The sequence below is a fragment of the Streptomyces sp. B21-083 genome, assembly GCF_036898825.1.
Classification (GTDB): Bacteria; Actinomycetota; Actinomycetes; order Streptomycetales; family Streptomycetaceae; genus Streptomyces.
Window position 1 is genome coordinate 387470 of the sequence record NZ_JARUND010000002.1, and the last position, 16930, is coordinate 404399.

The following is a 16930-nucleotide window of genomic DNA, read 5'->3' on the forward strand; positions in this document are numbered from 1 at the left end:
CACGCACATCACCCGCCGCACCCCACGAAAGAGGGAAGACCATGGCACTCATCCCCATCCCGGCCCCCGGCGCCGCCGCCGCGCCCACCTTGCGGAAGATCGCGATCGAGGAGCACTTCCAGGATCCCGCCTTCACCACCACCGACTACGCGGCCGTGGCCAAGCTCGGCGGCGTGGAAGTGGGCTTCATGGAAGCCACGATGCGCCGAGCCCGCGACTTCAACTCCTCGCGTATCGAGGAGATGGACGAGGCGGGTATCGACATCTCGGTACTGTCCTTGACCGCGGGCGGCATCGAGATGATGCGTGACCACGGCACCGCGGTGAGCGGCGCCCGGCGCATCAACGACTTCCTCGCCGAGCGGGTCCGCGAGGGTGGCGGCAGGTTCCAGGGCTTCGCCAGTGTCGCGCTCCAGGACACCGACGCCGCCATCACCGAACTCGAGCGGGCGGTCAATGACCTCGGCATGGTCGGTGTCATGGTGAACGGCTACATCGAGATCGGTGACGACCCGCAGCCGCACTACCTCGACGACGCCCGCTTCGATGCCTTCTGGGAGGCGCTCGCCGAACTGAACGTCCCTCTCTACCTGCACCCGAAGCCTTCCGTGCCCGCCGTCCGCGATGCCTGGTTCCGCGGCCGCGAGGAACTGGCCGGCGCCACCTGGGGCTTCGCCCCGGAGACCGCCACCCACACCCTGCGCCTCGTCTACGGCGGCGTCTTCGACCGGCATCCCGCCGCGCAGCTGATCCTCGGTCACATGGGCGAGACCCTCCCCTTCTTCCAGTGGCGCATCCAGCGCGCCTTCGAGTACAACCCCTACAACGCGCGCCCCACGAAGCGCCTTCAGGACTATCTTTCCGACAACATCCACGTCACCACGAGTGGCCACTTCAACTCGCAGGCCCTCATCACATCGCTGCTGACGATGGGCTCCGACCGAATCCTGTTCGCCTCGGACTACCCGTACGACATCGCCACCGACGCCGCCCGCTGGATCGAGTCCGCCCCGATCAGTGAGAGCGACCGCCGGAAGATCGCCTACGGCAACGCGGAAGAGCTGCTCGGCCTGGGGGACAAGAAGGACGCCTGAGCCCGGACCGCGAGCTCAACAGCTCATCGGTGCTTGCCTGAGCAGGGTCGGCATCCTGGACGCCATGGCGGACGCGCCGGAGGGAAGGACAAGCGGAGCCGCAGGCTGCGACGACCGGTGCACCGGCTGTTCCCGGCGATGCCGTGTTCCGCATGACCAGCCCCCGCTGTCGGTTGACCATCCGGTCCCTCCGGCGCAGTTCGGCGGTCACGTGTGGGGGCCGTGGTGGGGCACGAGCGTTCGGCACTGCGATATTGCACATTTCGACCATCATGATCTCAGTGGCGTTGTCGGGCATGACCCGTCGCGAACTCTCCAAGGACACAGTGATGCAGAGCGCCTTTCAGGTACTCAAAGCCGGGCAGATATTCGACGGCGTCCAAGCCAGAGGGCCTGGCATGGTGATGATCGAGAACGGCCTGATCCGGGACGTGGACTTCACAGGAGCGGTCCCTCCGGAGAACGCCACCGTCACCGATTTCGGGCCGGCCGCATGGCTGCTTCCGGGACTGGTGGACGCGCACGTCCACCTGTGCTGGGACGCGAGCACAGACGCCGTGGCCCATGTCACGAACGACGACCCCGGTGCCGTCCTCGACACCGCCCGCACGGCAGCGGTGACCGCACTGCGGACCGGCGTCACCACGGTCCGGGATCTCGGCGACCGCGACTACCTCGCCCTCACCCTCCGCGACCAGGTGCCTCCCACTCAGCGCCCTGAGATCGTCGCCGCCGGTCCGCCGATCACCACCCGCGGCGGCCACTGCCACTTCCTCGGCGGCGAAGCAGAGGGAGCCGAGGCACTGCTGGCCGCGGTACGCGAGCGGACCGAGCGTGGATGTGACGTGGTGAAGGTGATGGCAGGCGGTGGCAACATGACGCCCGGCTCCAACCCTCTGCACCAGCAGTACGGTCCGGCCGATCTACGGCTGATCGTCGAGGAGGCGCATCGACTCAGGCTCACCGCGGCCGCGCACGTCCACGCCGCAGACGCGATCGGGGATGTGATCGACGCCGGCTTCGACACCATCGAGCACTTCACCTTCATGACCCTCGACAGTGCCGGACTGCGGGACGACCTGCTCGACCGGGTCGTGAAGCAGCGGATCTTCGTCAGTCTCACGGCGGGAATGGTGCCGGGGACACCGCCGCCGCCACCGGCCATCGCCGCCCGCATCGACGCCATGATCGACGTCGCGACCAAGGTGATCGCCTCGGGCGCACGGATCGTGGTCGGTACTGACGCGGGCATCGAGCCGTCAAAGCCGCACCACGTCTTTCCGTACGCGCTGGTGCAGCTCGCCGGGCTGGGCATGCCCACCCTCGACGTGTTGCGGTCGGCGACGACCGAGGCCGCCGAAGCGGTGGGCCTGGCCGGACGCAAGGGTGTACTGCGGCCGGCCGCGGACGCGGACGTCCTGGTCCTCGACAGCTCACCCGTCGCCGACGTCTCCGCCGTCGCCGACATCCGGGCCGTGTACCGGGCCGGCCACCGAGTGCCCGGGAACTAGAGGCTTGACTCTGTCGGGGTCTTGGAGTTTCCCGGTGCGGCAGCATGGTCAACGGCATGCTCGGGTAGTTCCGATGCCCGATGCAGCTGTCGAGGTGCCCGTTGTCCCTCCGCCCCCGTCCTGGTGAGCAAGTCCCGCCTCTGACTGCGCAGGTCGCGCCGGCGAGCAACCAGGTTGGTACGACGGCGACATGGGTGCGTGACCGGCTGGATGGCCTGTTGTCTGAGGCCGAGCGCGCCGAGTTGGTGCGCCGGACGAAGATGCCGCACCGGCGCTCGGCCGGGAAGGCCCGCATCATCCTGGCGTGTGCTGACGGCATGGCAAACACCGGTGTCGCACGGCTCGTCGGTGTCCAGGCCAGGACGGTCGGCAGTGCATCGGCCAGTTGAGCGTGGACCTCACCACAGAGAGGCGGGCTCACCGTCACAGACGGCACCGGCCCCGCTCGCCCCAGGACGGCACCGCGCCCGCCGCCCGTGCCGCCGTGCGGGGCCAGGGTCACCGGTCCCCACTGACCGAACCCCGCGCACCACCAGGCGCTCGGCCCCCCTACCCGCCGGCCCGTCCGGCACGGTCGGCGACTCGACCACTGCCCACCCCTGCTCCGCGCGCGTGACGCCCCGCAGGAACCGTCAAACCCCTTGTGCGTCGGCCTACCGCTGCCGCACGCCCGAAAACAGTGAAGGAACCATGCTCATGAAGTTCTCCAGGACCATGCTGACAACCGCCGCTCTGACGGCGGCCGCCGTCACCGCCGCGACCAGCCAGGCTTCCGCAACGGTCGCCCCCGCTCCGCTCGGCCACGCACACGTCGCCGTCCACTTCGACCTGGCCAAAGGCCAGACACCGGAGAACATCGCCCTGGCCCCCGACGGCACCGCCTACGTCACCTTCGCCGCGGCCCGCCAGGTCGCCCAGCTCACCCCCGGCGGCACCACCCGCATCCTGGCCACACTGCCCGCCCCCGCCGACGGCGGTATCCACACCCCGGTAGTCGGCTTCGCCATGACCAGCGGCATCGTCCGCGCCCACGACGGAACCCTCTACTTCCTGTACGCCACCGGCACCTCCGACCTCACAGGCCTGTGGCGCCTGCGCCCCGGTGGCGAACCGCAGCGCATCGCCGCCCTGCCCGCAACCGGACTGCCCAACGGCCTGGCCCTCGATCCCTGCACCCACACCCTCTACATCACCGACTCCGTCCTGGGCGCCATCTGGAGCGTGTCCACCACCGGCGGCACCCCCACCACCTGGTCCACCGCCCCCCAACTCGCCTCCAACGGAGGCTTCGGCGCCAACGGCCTGAAAATCCACAACGGGGCCCTGTGGGCCACCAACCTCGACAAGGGCACCATCCTGCGCATACCCGTCCTGCCTGGCGGACGGGCCGGCACCCCGCAGACCCGCGCCACCGGACTGACCGGCATCGACGACATCACCTTCACCGGCCACAGCGACCGGATCCTGGCCGCCCTCAACGGCCCCAGCCAGGTCGCGCTCATCCAGCCCGACGGCACCCACTCCACGGTCCTGAGCACTGCCGACGGCCTGCAGAACCCCACCTCCATCGCCCTGCGCGGAGACACCGCGTATGTCCTGAGCGCCGCCTACCTCACTGCCAAGGACCCCAACCTCGTCCTCGCCCACCTGCACAACTGAGAGGACGTTCCGGTCTTCAACCGGAACGTCCTCTCAGGATTTCAAAAGCAACCACTGCGGGCGCACATCGCACTGGCCCCACCACCCACGGACAACCCATCAGCGAGGTTCAAAGACGGGTTCTCACGGCGACGACCTCGTGGCCGGCGGCGAGGGCCTGGTCGGTGAGGTGGTGCCTCACTCGCGCGAGCGGCGGTCGCCCTGCGAGGGGCGGCCCGGTGCCTGCCCGCCCTCCGGCTCACGGCCGAAGCTGTCGCTCCCCCCATGCTGGCCTGCCGTCGTTCTGGGCACCCCTGGCCGTGCCCGTCTTCCGGCATGGGAACGGCGCCTGAACCCGGACGACGACGTGTATCGCCGTTGTGACGGTGGAGACATGAAACCGCCGACCCGGCGGGCCCTGTCGGCAGGACAGGGCCCGCCCGGTCGGCGGTGTATCCGAAGACGTTTCAGGCGCTACTCGAAGATCTCGCCCGCAGCCGCCTTGGCCAGCAGCAGCGCAGGCGGTGCGAAGCGGCTGCCGTAACGGTCGGCCAGTTCTCGGGACCGCGCTACGAACGCGGGCAGCCCGCCCTCGTAGCCGTTGATGTACTGCACCACCCCGCCGGTCCAGGCGGGGAAGCCGATGCCCAGCAGCGAGCCGACATTGGCGTCGGGGACGCTGCGCAGCACGCCGTCCTCGAAGCAACGGACCGTCTCCAGGGACTCGGCGAAGAGCATCCGCTCCTTGAGGTCCTCGAAGTGCACGTCCTCGGCGTTCTCGGAGTCCTGGCCGAAGTACTCGGTGAGACCCGGCCACAGGCGTGTACGGCGCCCGTCGGCGTCGTACACGTAGAAGCCGCCGCCCGTGGACCGGCCCTTGCGGTCGAACTCGCCGACCATGCGGTCGATCACCGCCTCGGAGCCGTGCGCCTCCCATTCCCCGCCCTCGGTGAGGACGGTCGCCCTGGTCTCCTCGCGGATCTTCCGGGGAAGGGTGAGCGTCACCTCGTCCCACAGCTGCAGCGGCGGAGAGGGGTAGCCGGCCTGGAGGCCCGCCTGTTCGACGGTGGCGGGGGCGATGCCCTCACCCACCATGGCCGCGGCCTCCTCCAGGAAGGTACGGATGACACGACTGGTGAAGAAGCCCCGGCCGTCGCCCACGACGACGGGGGTCTTGCGGATCTGGCGGGCGAAGTCGACGGCCCGGGCAAGTGCCGCGTCCCCCGTCTTCTCTCCGACGACGATCTCCAGCAACCGCATCCTGTCGACCGGCGAGAAGAAGTGCAGGCCTATGAACTCCCCCGGGCGGCCCACTCCTTGAGCCAGGTCCGTGATGGGCAGTGTGGAGGTGTTGGAGGCGAGCAGCGCGTCGGGGGCCACGAACTCCTCGATCTCGGCGAAGACCTTCTTCTTCAGCTCCGGGTCCTCGAAGACGGCCTCGATGACGAGGTCGGCGCCGGCGGTGTCACGGGCGTCGGCGGTCGGGTGAATGCGCGCCAACAGTCGGTCGGCGTCCTCCCGGCTCGTGCGCCCGCGTGCCACCGCCTTGTCGAGCAGCCGCTCGGCGTAGGCCTTACCCTTCGCCGCTCCCTCGGTGGTGATGTCCTTGAGGACCACTTCGATTCCGGCCTGAGCACATGCGTGGGCGATACCGGCGCCCATCATGCCTGCGCCCAGCACGGCGACCTTGCGGACGGTGCTGCGCGGGTGGCCTTCCGGTCGGCCGCCACCCGCCTTGATGTGTTGCATGTCGAAGAAGAATCCCTTGATCATGTTCTTCGACACCTGGCCGGCGACCAGCTCCGTCAGGTACCGCGACTCGATGGTGAGCGCCGTGTCGATGTCCACCTGGGCGCCCTCGACGGCGGCGGCCAGGATCGCGCGCGGAGCAGGCGGGTTCGCGCCCTTCATCTTCGCGCGCAGGGTGGCGGGCAGCGAGGGCAGTACGGCGGCAAGGGGCCCTGCGGTTGGGGAACCGCCGGGCAGCCTGAAGCCCTTGATGTCCCAGGGCTGTACGGCGTCGGGGTGGGCCACGATCCAGGCCCGAGCCTTGACCATCAACTCGGCGCTGGACTCGGCGAGTTCGTCCATCAGCCCCGCTTCGACGGCTGCGGCCGGAGTGTAGCTGCGGCCGTCCAGCAGGACGCGTTCCAATGCCTGGGTGACACCGAGCATCCGCACGGAGCGGGTGACACCGCCGGCGCCCGGCAGGAGGCCCAGGGTGGCCTCGGGGAGACCGATCTTCGAACCCGACGCGTCGAGTACGACACGGTGGTGGCAGGCCAGCGCGATCTCCAGGCCACCACCGAGGGCGGCACCGTTGACGGCCGCGACGACCGGTCTACCCAGCGTCTCCAGGCGGCGCAGGTCGGCCTTGATTCCTTCGATGAAGGCGAAGAATCCGGCAGCCTCTTCGGGCCCGACGGCAATCATGTCCTTGAGGTCACCACCCGCGAAGAAGGTCTTCTTCGCGGAGGTGACGACGACTCCGGTGACGCTCTCCCGCTCGGCCTCCAGGCGGTCGACCGCGGCGCGCATGGAGGCGGCGTACGCCTCGGTCATGGTGTTCGCGGACTGCTGCGGGTCGTCCAGGGTCAGTACGACGACGCCGTCGGTGTCCTGCTCCCAGCGGATGGTGTTGGTCATCAACTGCCCTTTCACACACGCTCGATGAGGGTGGCCACGCCCATGCCGCCGCCGATGCACAGGGTCACCACGGCCCGGCGGGCGCCACGGCGCTCCAGCTCGTCGACCATGGTTCCGGTGATCATGGCGCCGGTCGCGCCGAGGGGATGGCCCATGGCGATGGCTCCGCCGTTGACATTGAGCTTCTCGTCGGGGATCCCGATGTCCTTGGCGTACTTGAGCACCACGGACGCGAAGGCCTCGTTGATCTCGAAGAGATCGATGTCGTCGACCCGCAGACCGGTGTGCGCGAGGAGCTTGCGGGTCGCGGGGGTCGGGCCGGTGAGCATGATGGTGGGGTCGGCGCCCGAAGTGGCTGTGGCAACGATCCTGGCCCGGGGCGTCAACCCCAGTTCCCGGCCCGCCCGTTCGCTGCCGACCAGGACGAGGGCGGCGCCGTCCACGATGCCGGAGGAGTTGCCGCCGTGGTGGACGTGGGCGATTTTCTCGACCCAGTGGTACTTCTGCAGGGCAACGGCGTCGAAGCCGCCCAGCTCGCCGACGGTGGCGAACGACGGCCTGAGCTTGCCGAGCGTCTCCACCGTGGTGCCGGGGCGCATGTGCTCGTCCTGGTCGAGGGCCACGATCCCGTTCTGGTCGGTCACGGGTATCACGGACTTGGCGAAGTACCCGCCGGACCAGGCGGCTGCGGCCCGGTCCTGGGAGCGCACGGCGTAGGCGTCGACGTCCTCGCGGGTGAACCCCTCGATGGTGGCGATCAGGTCGGCGCTGACGCCCTGCGGCACGAAGTACGTGTCGTAGTTGGTCGCGGGGTCATCGCTCCAGGCCCCGCCGTCGGAGCCCATCGGCACACGGGACATCGACTCGACACCGCCGGCCAGGACCAGTTGCTCCCAGCCCGAACGGACCTTCTGTGCAGCGACGTTGACCGCTTCGAGGCCCGAGGCGCAGAACCGGTTGAGCTGGACGCCCGCCACCGTGTCCGGCAGGCCGGCCGCCAGCGCCGCCGTGCGGGCGATGTCGGACCCCTGCTCGCCCACTGGGGACACGACACCGAGGACGATGTCCTCGATCCGGCCGGGGTCAAGGTCCGGGTGACGGACGCGCAGGGCGTCGATCAGACCGGTGACGAGGGAGATGGGCTTGGTGCCGTGCAGGGAGCCGTTCTGTTTGCCGCGGCCGCGCGGGGTGCGGATCGCGTCGTAGATGTATGCCTCGGTGGTCATCGTCTTCGCTCTCCTCAGACGTTGCGTCGGTACTGGCCGCCGACCTCGAAGAAGGCCTCGGTGATCTGCTGCAGGGTGCACACGCGCGGTGTCCACCAGGACCGTAAGGAGTACGCGCCGGAGACGGCCGCCTGCTTGAGGCGGGCCGTCGCCGGGCCGGACTGGTCGTAGCGCCGGGTGGTGAAATCACGGACCCTCGTCAGCGGTGAACGCTTCTCGCCCTCGGCGGCGCGGGCGAGTTCGACGGGCGGCCGGTGCCAGGTCTCCACGAGCGGGTTGCGGTCCGGTTCTCGTTCATCGCCAGGCCGGCTCGCACCCTCGTCCGCGGCGGGCGGATCGGGGCCCTCCCGCGCTCTTCCGACCGCGGGCCCGTGCGGTTATGGTCGCGGTCATCCGTACAGCACGGCCTGCACAGCGCGCAGCAGTGCGTCGGTGGGCGCGTCGGCGGCGCCGGTACTGCGCCAGGCGACATGGTTGTCCGGCCGTACGAGGACGGCGCCCGCTGGGCCGATTTCTCTGAGCTCGGACCAGCGGCCCTCAGGGTCGGTCCACTCGCCGCCCCCGACGCGTACCGGCACGATCGAGATGCCGTGCTTGCGCGCTGCCTGTTCGGCGGCCTGGCACCAGGCCTCGCCCTCGGGCCCCGCCAGTAGCACGAAGTGGGCGCTGGCGCCGGTGAGGTCGTGGGTCGACAGCCGAACGCCGTTCCGCTCCAGCCAGGCGTGCGGCAGCCGGTGGCCGGGCCGAGTGGTGGGCCGGTATTCACTGCCCAGCGGGTCTACCGGCGCTGCCTGTGAGCCGTCGGGGATCAGCGCGCCGCTCTCGTAGGCGAAACCGAGGTCCAGGTCGTGGGCCTGGAACTCCAGGCGCTGTGTGTTGAAGACCTCCGCGGCCTTGGCCCTGCGCGCGGCGCCCATGGGGGAGTCCTCGACGTACTGGTGGACGACGGCGGCGCGCATTTCGGGCGGCAGCGTGGGGCCGAGACCGATGCCCGCCAGTAGCACCTCGTGGTTGAGCGCGGCGAAGGTGGCCCACTGGACGTTGCGCCCGCCGACCGGGCGCCGCTCGCTCTCGTAGGAGTCGAGCAATCCGTCGTCCGCGCGGCCGTCCACGACTGCGGCGAGCTTCCAGGCCAGGTTGTGGGCGTCCTGGATCGCGGTGTTCAAACCGAGGCCCGTGGTGGGCGGGTGGCGGTGGGCGGCGTCGCCGGCCAGGAAGACACGGCCGACGCGGTAGCGGTCGGCGAGGACGGACTCCACGCTCCACCGGTTGATGCGGTGCACCGTCATGTCCAGGTCGGGAGTGTGCAGCAACTCGCGGATGCGAGGCACCACCACGTCCTCGTCGGAGAAGTCCCCCTGCCCTGGGGCGACAGCGAAGTGCATGTTCCACTCCTCCGAGTGCCGCCCCCAGGTCGGCCCCATCACCGCGAGAGCTCCGCTGCCGAAGACCGCACCGCTGTCGGGGTTGATGAACCAGTTGATGAGGGTTCCGTCGTCCCACCACTGCGAGAGGTCGGCGCTGAAGTGTGTGCTCACGATGTCGATGAGGCCGGTCATCCCCTCCATCCGCACTCCTAGGAGAGGCCCGACCGTCTTGCCCCCGTCGGCCGCGATCACGTACTGAGCGTGCACGGTGAGTCGTTCGCCGTTGCGCTCGTCCCGGATCTCGGCCACCACCATGTCTCCGCGCTCGTCCAGGGTGAGCAGCTCGTGGGCGAAGAGGATGCTTCCGGGCGCGCGCTCCTCCGCATGGCGCTTGAGGATGGGCTCCAGGCGGCACTGTGGAAGGTTGCTGGGTGGCACCGGACTGTGCGCCATGTACACGTCGTGCAGCGCACCACCGCCGAACGCGGCCATCTCGTGCAGCAGCAGGCCGTCGAGCGGGCCGTCCCCCGCCAGTGAGGTCTTCCACTGGGCCTTGCCGATGTCCCGCATCTTGCCCGCGACCTCGGTCACGGAGTCGGCGAGCCCGTGCTGCCGGAAGATCTCCGTGGTGCGTTGGTTGAGGATGTGCGCCTTCGGCAGTGCGGAGAGCGCGGTGCGCCGCTCGATCAGCAGATGCCGGACTCCGAGGTCGGACAGGATGATCGAGGAGGTGAGCCCGGCGCCACCGCCGCCGATGATCAGCACGGGAACTTCGAGGATGGTCATGCGCTGGGGTTCCCTTCGGGAGCTCGGCGTTCGGCGATGCGCCGGCCGACTTCGGCGTAGTAGATGAGGCTTTCGGGCCGATCGACGAGACTCGGCTGCGCGACCTTGGCGAGGGGGTGCCCCTGGATGAGCCTCTTGACGGGGACTTCCAGGCGCTTGCCGGTGAGGGTGTGGGGGATGTGCGGGGCGACGATGATCTCGTCGGGGACGTGGCGCGGGGAGACGGTCGTGCGGATGGTCTCGCTGATGCGCCGCTTGAGGTCCTCGTCGAAGACCGCACCGTCGGCGAGGACGACGAACAGCGGCAGGTAGTAGCCACCGTCGGGGAGTTCGGCGCCGATGACCATGCAGTCGGCGACCTCCGGAAAACGCTCCACTGCGGCGTGGATGTCAGCGCTGCCCATTCGCACGCCGTGCCGGTTGATGGTGGAGTCGGAGCGCCCGTGCACGACGGCGGTGCCGCGTGAGGTGACGGTGATCCAGTCACCGTGTCGCCACACGCCCGGGAAGGCTCCGAAGTAGGCACCGCGATAGCGGCTGCCGTCGGGGTCGTTCCAGAAGTACAGGGGCATGGACGGCATGGGTGCGGTCACCACCAGCTCGCCCACTTCGTCGGTGACGGGCTTGCCCTCGTCGTTCCACGCCTCGACCCGGGTGCCGAGCATCCGACACTGGCTCTCGCCCAGGTAAACGGGCTTCAGCAGGGTGCCGCCGAAGTAGCCGCTGCAGACGTCTGTGCCGCCGCTGGTGTTGTCCAGCCAGACGTCGTCCTTGACCTGCTCGTAGATCCAGCGCCACTCCGCCTGGGGCAGCGGCGACCCGCCGGTCATCAGATATCGGAGTGCGGACAGGTCGTGGTCGGCGCCCGGCTCGACGCCCGCCTTGTGACATGCCGTCAAATAGCCCGCACCGGTGGCGAAGTGGGTGGCCCGGGTACGGGCGGCCACCTCGAACAGCGCACCCTTCGACGGCCACGTCGGGCTGCCGTCGTACACGATCGCGACAGCACCGGCCAGCAGGCTGCTCGCGAGGACATTCCACATCATCCAGGCGGTCGAGGTGAACTGGAAGACACGGTCGCCGGGCTTCACGTCCCAGTGCAGGGCGATGGCCTTCAGGTGCTCCAGGACGATGCCGCCGTGCCCCTGGACGATGCCCTTGGGGACGCCGGTGGTCCCGGACGAGTACAGAATCCACAGCGGGTGGTCGAACGGCACCTGATCGAAGACCGGTTCGGCATCGACGCCGGTGGCCACCTCCCAGCTCACCGCACCCTCCACAGAGGGCCCGTCGAGGCCGAGGTAGGGCACGGTGATGACATGCCGGGCCGTGGGAAGGGCCTCCGCGATCGCCGACGCGTCGGCGGTGCGGTCGACCTGGCGGCCGCCGTAGCGGTATCCGTCGGCGACGAGCAGCACGGTCGGCTCGATCTGCGCGAAGCGGTCCACGGCGCCCTGGACTCCGTAGTCGGGAGCACAGGTCGCCCATACGGCGCCGACGCTCGCGCTGGCCAGCAGCCCGACGATGGTGTGCGGAATGTTCGGGAGATAGGCCGCCACCCGGTCACCGGGACGCACGCCCCAGTCACGGAACTGCTGGGCCAGGGCGCCGACCTGGCGGCGCAGCTCGGCCCAGGAGATGTCCTGGGCCTCATCACCCTCGCCGATCACCACGAGGGCGGGCCGGTCGTCCGCATACCGGCGGAAGACCTGCTCGGCGTAGTTGAGCCGCGCTCCGGGGAACCACACCGCGCCGGGCATGCGCCGGTCGGCGAGGACGGCGGTGTAAGGCTGTGAGGAGCGGACGCCGCAGAAGTCCCAGACCGCCGCCCAGAAGTCGTCCAGGTGGTCCACGGACCACGACCACAGCTCTTCGTAGGTGTCCGCCCGCACCGCGTGGCGATCGGCGACGAAGGCAGCGAACCTTCGCATCGCCGACCCCTCCGTGGCATCCGCAGGGGGGTGCCACAGCAGGTCGGGGGCGCTGACTGACTGGCTCACGTTCGCAGTAACTCCTTGATCTATCGATCGCTAAGTGCACGACCGCACACGACTCCTCCGGCGCGAGCTGGGTGACTCCAGTGTTACGCGCTCATTGATTCGACGTCAATGACTCAGATTCAGTAAAATGGGTGCACTGACCACGGGGCGGCTGCCCCAGGCGCCTGTGAAAGGCTGCCGAGCCAGCGCCCGGCCCCCGGGCGCACCAGCGATACGAGGGAGAAGTGATGGCGGTGCCCGCCACAGGCAAGCCGGCGATGACCCGCAAGGAACGTGCCGAACTGACCCGAGGCAGGCTCCTCGCGGCCGCCGTCGACCACTTCACGAACCGCCCGTACGACGAGGTGGCGGTCGGGGAAATCGCGCAGGCGGCGGGCACCGCTCATGGGGTGGTCTTCCATCACTTCGGCAGCAAGCGCGGCCTGTATCTGGAGGCGCTGCGGGAGGTCGCCCGCCGCCTCAACGAGATCCACGTCGTCGAGGAGCACGAGGAACCCGCCGTGCTGATCCGGCACCAGCTCGGCAAGCACCTGGCCTTTATGACCGAGCATCCGGGCTTCGCGCTGTCCCTCGTGCACGGCGGCATCGGAACCGACCCCGAGACCAGAGAGATCTTCGAGGAAACGCGCTCGTTCGCCAACGAGCGGTTGTGCGCCACTCTCGGCCTCGACGGCACGACCCCGTCCCTGCGCCTCACGTTGCGCGCGGCAGCCGGGGGGATCGACGAGGTGACCCTGCAGTGGGTGGAGTCCGGATGCGCCTTCCCCGCCGAGCGCGTCGTCGACGCCCTGCTCCTCCTGCTCGCGTCCGCGCTCGAGGGCGCGGCCCGGCTCGATCCCGGGCTGGACGTCACCGAGGCGGCCGGCGTTCTGGTGACCGCGGCGGCGGGGGCCGGGGGCGGCCACTGAGCTGCCGCATGGGCGCACTCGCGATGCGATGTGCCCGGCAGGTCTACGAGCTCCCCACCGGATTGTCTGGTGAGTGGCGGGAGGGTTTCGCCCATGCGCTGTCCGGCGGGCGTGGGCCCACCGGAGCGAGATCCATCGGGCGCCGGGCGTCAGACGGCCGCCGGGGACACTGCCGCCTGGGGTCGTCGGGAAAGCATGTATGCGGCGGCTCCGGCGGGGAACATCATCAGGGCACCGTAGACGGCGGCGGGGACGGCCATCGCCTCATTGCTCATCACGGACACCGCGACTGCGATGGCCAGGGTGGCGTTGTGGATGCCGATCTCCATGGCGGCAGCGATCGACTGACGGACAGTGACCCGGAACAGTCGCGGGACGTAATAGCCCACGGTGAGGCTGAGCACGGACAGCAGCAGCGCAACCGGACCGAGGCGGGCGAAGTTGGCCACGATAACGTCGAACGCCTGCACTGCGGCGGCGAAGATCACCAGGACCAGCACGATGGCTGAGCCGATCTTGACGGGCTTGTGCATCCGGTCGGCCCAGCCGGTGAAACGGTGACGCACCCACATGCCAATGACGACCGGCACCAACACGATCGCGAATACCTGCACGAACTTACCGAACTGCGGCCCGACAGAAGCTGCTTCACCGCCCAGGAATCCCGATATCGACAGTCCCAGCACCACGGGCAGGGTGAATACCGCCAGCACAGAGTTGATCGCGGTGAGTGTGACGTTCAGTGCGACGTCGCCGCCGGCGAGGTGGCTGAACAGGTTCGCCGACGTGCCGCCGGGGGACGCGACCAGCAGCATCATGCCTACAGCCTGGACACCGGTCAGCCCGAAGATTAGAACCAGCCCCAGGCAGATCAACGGCAGGAGAACCATCTGGCAGACGACCGCCACGACGACTGCCTTCGGATAGCGCACCACGCTGGTGAAGTCGGTAATAGTCAGGGTCAGACCCAGCCCCAGCATCACCAGTCCGAGGGCTATGGGGAGGAACACGGCAAAAACCGATGATCCCATCATGGGCTCCTGTGTCGTGAGGGCGAGAGTCGCCGCGTGCGTCGGCCGGGATGGGTTGACTGCTCGACGTTGCTCCGTGCCTGGAACCCGTCGATCAGGGCGGGCAGGTACGTATACGCCACGAGCCACACGTCGATGCCGCGGCACACACGCACGGTGGGCCGATGTTCACGAGACTCGCGATGTTCCTGTGGCAAGGACCTCTTCCGCGTCGCCCACTCGCGCCGGGGTCGACGGCCGCCCGTCCGAGGTGGGATTGACCAGCGACAGGTCGCCGACGGCACAGTCTCCTGCGGCGCCCGTCTCCGACATGCCGTCCTGGGGTACTCCGGACGGCGCGATGCGATCTTCGGCTCGGTGATCGCTTCGCCGTTGAACTTCGCTGCTGAGCCGGGACCCCCCGTGGGTGAACCCATGAGGAGTCCCGAGTCCCCGCATCAGCGCCTGCCCCGCTGCTGCAGGGGCCGTGTCCGTAGTAGGCGGTGGCGTGGTGCCTGCGCGAGGCAAGCCCGGGCCGCCAAGGCCGGCGCCGTCGGCAGCGATCTCGCGGACTGCGACCCACTGTCCAGGGGCGCCGTCGCAGCCCGACCACTCAACGGCGACCGCGATGCTGATGCCGTACGTCTTCGCAGTAGCGGCCGGCGCCGAAGCCCACGCGGCGCCCGATAGACCGGCGATCAGTCGATAGACCGGCGATCAGTAGGCGGTGACCGGTTCGTCGAGTCGATCAGCGCGCATGGGAGTGGCGCGCTTCAGGCGCGGAAGTGATGGCGCAGTTCACCGACGCCCTCGACGGAGGTGACCAGTTCGTCGCCCTCGCGGAGATAGCGCTTGGGATCGCGGCCCCAGCCGACTCCTGAGGGGGTGCCGGTGAAGATCACGTCGCCGGGACGCAACGGAAGCACGGACGACAGGAAGGAAACGAGTTTCGGCACCGAGAAGATGAGGTCGGAGGTTCGGGCCTTCTGCACCTCCTCGCCCGAGAGCACACAGCGCAGCTCCAGGTCATCGGGATCGTCGAACTCGTCCGGGGTGACCAGGACCGGGCCCAGCGGAGCGAATCCGGCGTAGGACTTGCCCATGTTGAACTGCTGCGGCAGCGGCGGCCCGAGTTGCAGCTCCCGTTCGGACAGGTCCTGTCCGACGGTGATCCCGGCGACGTGGGACCAGGCGTCCGCCTCCGCGACCTTGTATGCCTCTCGTCCGATCACGGCGACGACTTCGGCCTCAAAGTCGACCGATGCCGTGGGGAGGTCGATGGTGCCGGTCGGTCCGGTGACCGAGGCGGGGAACTTGGTGAAGACCATGGGGATCTGGGGCAGGTCCAGCCCCGATTCCTCGGCGTGCGAGCGGTAGTTGAGACCGATGGCGAAGACCTGACCCGGGCGAGGCACCGGCGAGCCGAGCTCGGCGTCCTCCACCGCTCGCGCATCGGTGAGAGATGCGCCTTGCGCCCAGGACCGGAACTCGTCCCACTGCTCATAGATGGCCTGTACCGACGGGCCGAACCTGCCGCCGCTCGCGGTCTCGACATCCACGAAGCCATCGGGCGTGGCGATGCCGAGGCGCCCGGCGGCGTTGATGATGCGCATGTGTTGTCTTGTCTCTCTGTGAGGCATGCGAACGTTGAATGCTTAACGGGGGGGCAAAGCAGGCCGCGAGCTGCTCGAACTCCGCATCCCAGCGGCGCGAATCCAGCTACAGGACGGGGACGGTCGGCGCGCGGCGACAGTCCCGCCCAGATTGTTTCAACGGGTCCCGTACGGTCGACGTGCTTGTCACCGCAGCGAGCCGTCGACGGCGAGCACTGCCCCGCTCGACCTGCCGGAACGGTCCAGGTAGGGACTGAGACCGCAGGCCCGTACCAAGGAGAGACGACTCGCGCCTTCGGGATCATCGCGGAGACGAAAAGCATGACCAGTTCCAGCCGCCGGTCCGGAGCGGATCAGCCCAGGAGCATGTGGACCGGATTGAGGTCCAAACGGTGGTCCTCGGCCCACGCGCGGCCGAGCAGTTCTTTCTCGGACACACCGGCGCGCACGGCCTCGGCCATTGCGGTCGGGTCGAACACCACTCCGATCGGGTCGGCCTCGTACTCGGGGCCCTCCAGGTAGGCCGTGGCCTCTTTCGCCGTAGAGAAGTTGTCCACCTGCAACTCGACGTGGTTCCCGTCGGGGTCGCGGTAGTAGAGCGACGTGGTGAACCCGTGCTGCAGGGGCAGACGCGGCTCGACGCCGGCAGCCTTGAGCTCCTCGTACCTGTACATCAGGCTGCCGAGTTCCGGGAAGGTGTACGCCGAGTGCTGAAGGCCCACCGTCATGGGAGTCCGCTCCGTCAGAGGACCGGCGATCGGGCCCATGAGGGCGATGCGGTGATGCTCCTCGTCGAACGTCAGGAACACCATCATCGGGTTCTCAAACACGACATGCGCTTTGAGGACGGTGCGGTACCAGTCCCTCATTGCCTGGAGCTGGTTGGTCTGGAGGACCAGGTGAGCCAGTTTCGGGGTGGCAGCCGTTGCAGTCATCGTCGTCTCCCACGATCTGCTGGTGGTGCTCGGAGCGACCGGAGGGGTTTCGCTTAGTTAGCGCACGCTCAGATTGGATCGCCCCGGCGCTGAATCACACACGCTACAACCTTGTTAATTTCAAGTCAATGACTTGGGTTCAGTAATCTCGTCGCCGGACCCGCCCAGGCGTAGCACCTTGCTGCGTATCGTTGGA

The 16930-nt window shown here is 68.8% G+C and carries 13 protein-coding genes; 5 read left to right on the top strand and 8 right to left on the bottom strand.

What is annotated here, in order from left to right:
• Positions 1-41: 41 nt before the first annotated feature.
• The 4 genes from QA861_RS25810 (at position 42) to QA861_RS25825 (ending at position 4264) form a co-directional block, all read left to right on the top strand.
• Complete coding sequence (locus QA861_RS25810) at positions 42-1094, top strand: amidohydrolase family protein (protein ID WP_334590958.1); 1053 nt, start codon at positions 42-44, stop codon at positions 1092-1094.
• Positions 1095-1390: 296 nt separating this feature from the next.
• Positions 1391-2605, top strand: coding sequence for an amidohydrolase family protein (locus tag QA861_RS25815; protein WP_334590959.1), 1215 nt, complete (start codon positions 1391-1393; stop codon positions 2603-2605).
• 194 nt (positions 2606-2799) lie between these two features.
• Positions 2800-2994: a hypothetical protein gene (locus QA861_RS25820; protein ID WP_334590960.1), complete on the top strand. Its 195-nt coding sequence runs from the start codon at positions 2800-2802 to the stop codon at positions 2992-2994.
• 301 nt (positions 2995-3295) lie between these two features.
• Positions 3296-4264, top strand: a complete 969-nt coding sequence (locus QA861_RS25825) for a hypothetical protein (RefSeq protein WP_443041580.1) — start codon at positions 3296-3298, stop codon at positions 4262-4264.
• A 453-nt stretch (positions 4265-4717) separates the two neighbouring features.
• Here QA861_RS25825 and QA861_RS25830 read toward each other — a convergent pair whose 3' ends face one another.
• The 5 genes from QA861_RS25830 to QA861_RS25850 form a co-directional block, all read right to left on the bottom strand.
• Complete coding sequence (locus tag QA861_RS25830; RefSeq protein WP_334590963.1) at positions 4718-6889, bottom strand: 3-hydroxyacyl-CoA dehydrogenase NAD-binding domain-containing protein; 2172 nt, start codon at positions 6887-6889, stop codon at positions 4718-4720.
• Positions 6890-6900: 11 nt separating this feature from the next.
• Positions 6901-8115 carry an acetyl-CoA C-acetyltransferase gene (locus tag QA861_RS25835; protein WP_334590964.1) on the bottom strand — a complete coding sequence of 405 codons (1215 nt, stop codon included), beginning with the start codon at positions 8113-8115 and terminating at the stop codon, positions 6901-6903.
• Positions 8116-8129: 14 nt separating this feature from the next.
• A complete protein-coding gene (locus QA861_RS25840) occupies positions 8130-8384 on the bottom strand; it encodes a hypothetical protein (protein WP_334590965.1) in 255 nt (84 codons plus the stop codon).
• A gap of 120 nt (positions 8385-8504) precedes the next feature.
• Complete coding sequence (locus QA861_RS25845) at positions 8505-10268, bottom strand: FAD-dependent monooxygenase (RefSeq protein ID WP_334590966.1); 1764 nt, start codon at positions 10266-10268, stop codon at positions 8505-8507.
• Entirely contained in the window at positions 10265-12268 is a 2004-nt protein-coding gene (locus QA861_RS25850; protein ID WP_334590967.1) for an acetoacetate--CoA ligase, read from the bottom strand. Before QA861_RS25850 ends, QA861_RS25845 begins: the two co-directional genes overlap by 4 nt.
• Positions 12269-12495: 227 nt before the next feature.
• On the opposite strand from QA861_RS25850, the gene QA861_RS25855 reads away from it, so the two are divergent.
• On the top strand, positions 12496-13176 hold the full coding sequence (locus QA861_RS25855) for a TetR/AcrR family transcriptional regulator (protein WP_334590968.1): 681 nt from the start codon (positions 12496-12498) through the stop codon (positions 13174-13176).
• A 149-nt stretch (positions 13177-13325) separates the two neighbouring features.
• Here the strand turns inward: QA861_RS25855 and QA861_RS25860 are convergent, their stop codons facing one another.
• From QA861_RS25860 to QA861_RS25870, 3 genes are all read right to left on the bottom strand, one after another.
• Entirely contained in the window at positions 13326-14354 is a 1029-nt protein-coding gene (locus QA861_RS25860) for a bile acid:sodium symporter family protein (RefSeq protein ID WP_334590969.1), read from the bottom strand.
• Between the two features lie 605 nt (positions 14355-14959).
• Positions 14960-15799 (bottom strand): fumarylacetoacetate hydrolase family protein, encoded by an 840-nt coding sequence (locus QA861_RS25865; protein ID WP_334590970.1) that lies wholly within the window; start codon positions 15797-15799, stop codon positions 14960-14962.
• 353 nt (positions 15800-16152) lie between these two features.
• Positions 16153-16734, bottom strand: coding sequence for a VOC family protein (locus tag QA861_RS25870; RefSeq protein ID WP_334590971.1), 582 nt, complete (start codon positions 16732-16734; stop codon positions 16153-16155).
• Positions 16735-16930 lie beyond the last annotated feature (196 nt).

Bases quoted from the DNA above. Each gene is read 5' to 3' on its own strand.
- QA861_RS25810 (WP_334590958.1), top strand. From the start codon at position 42: ATGGCACTCATCCCCATCCCGGCCCCCGGCGCCGCCGCCGCGCCCACC.
- QA861_RS25815 (WP_334590959.1), top strand. From the start codon at position 1,391: ATGACCCGTCGCGAACTCTCCAAGGACACAGTGATGCAGAGCGCCTTT.
- QA861_RS25825 (WP_443041580.1), top strand. From the start codon at position 3,296: ATGCTCATGAAGTTCTCCAGGACCATGCTGACAACCGCCGCTCTGACG.
- QA861_RS25830 (WP_334590963.1), bottom strand. From the start codon at position 6,889: ATGACCAACACCATCCGCTGGGAGCAGGACACCGACGGCGTCGTCGTA.
- QA861_RS25835 (WP_334590964.1), bottom strand. From the start codon at position 8,115: ATGACCACCGAGGCATACATCTACGACGCGATCCGCACCCCGCGCGGC.
- QA861_RS25845 (WP_334590966.1), bottom strand. From the start codon at position 10,268: ATGACCATCCTCGAAGTTCCCGTGCTGATCATCGGCGGCGGTGGCGCC.
- QA861_RS25855 (WP_334590968.1), top strand. From the start codon at position 12,496: ATGGCGGTGCCCGCCACAGGCAAGCCGGCGATGACCCGCAAGGAACGT.
- QA861_RS25865 (WP_334590970.1), bottom strand. From the start codon at position 15,799: ATGCGCATCATCAACGCCGCCGGGCGCCTCGGCATCGCCACGCCCGAT.
- QA861_RS25870 (WP_334590971.1), bottom strand. From the start codon at position 16,734: ATGACTGCAACGGCTGCCACCCCGAAACTGGCTCACCTGGTCCTCCAG.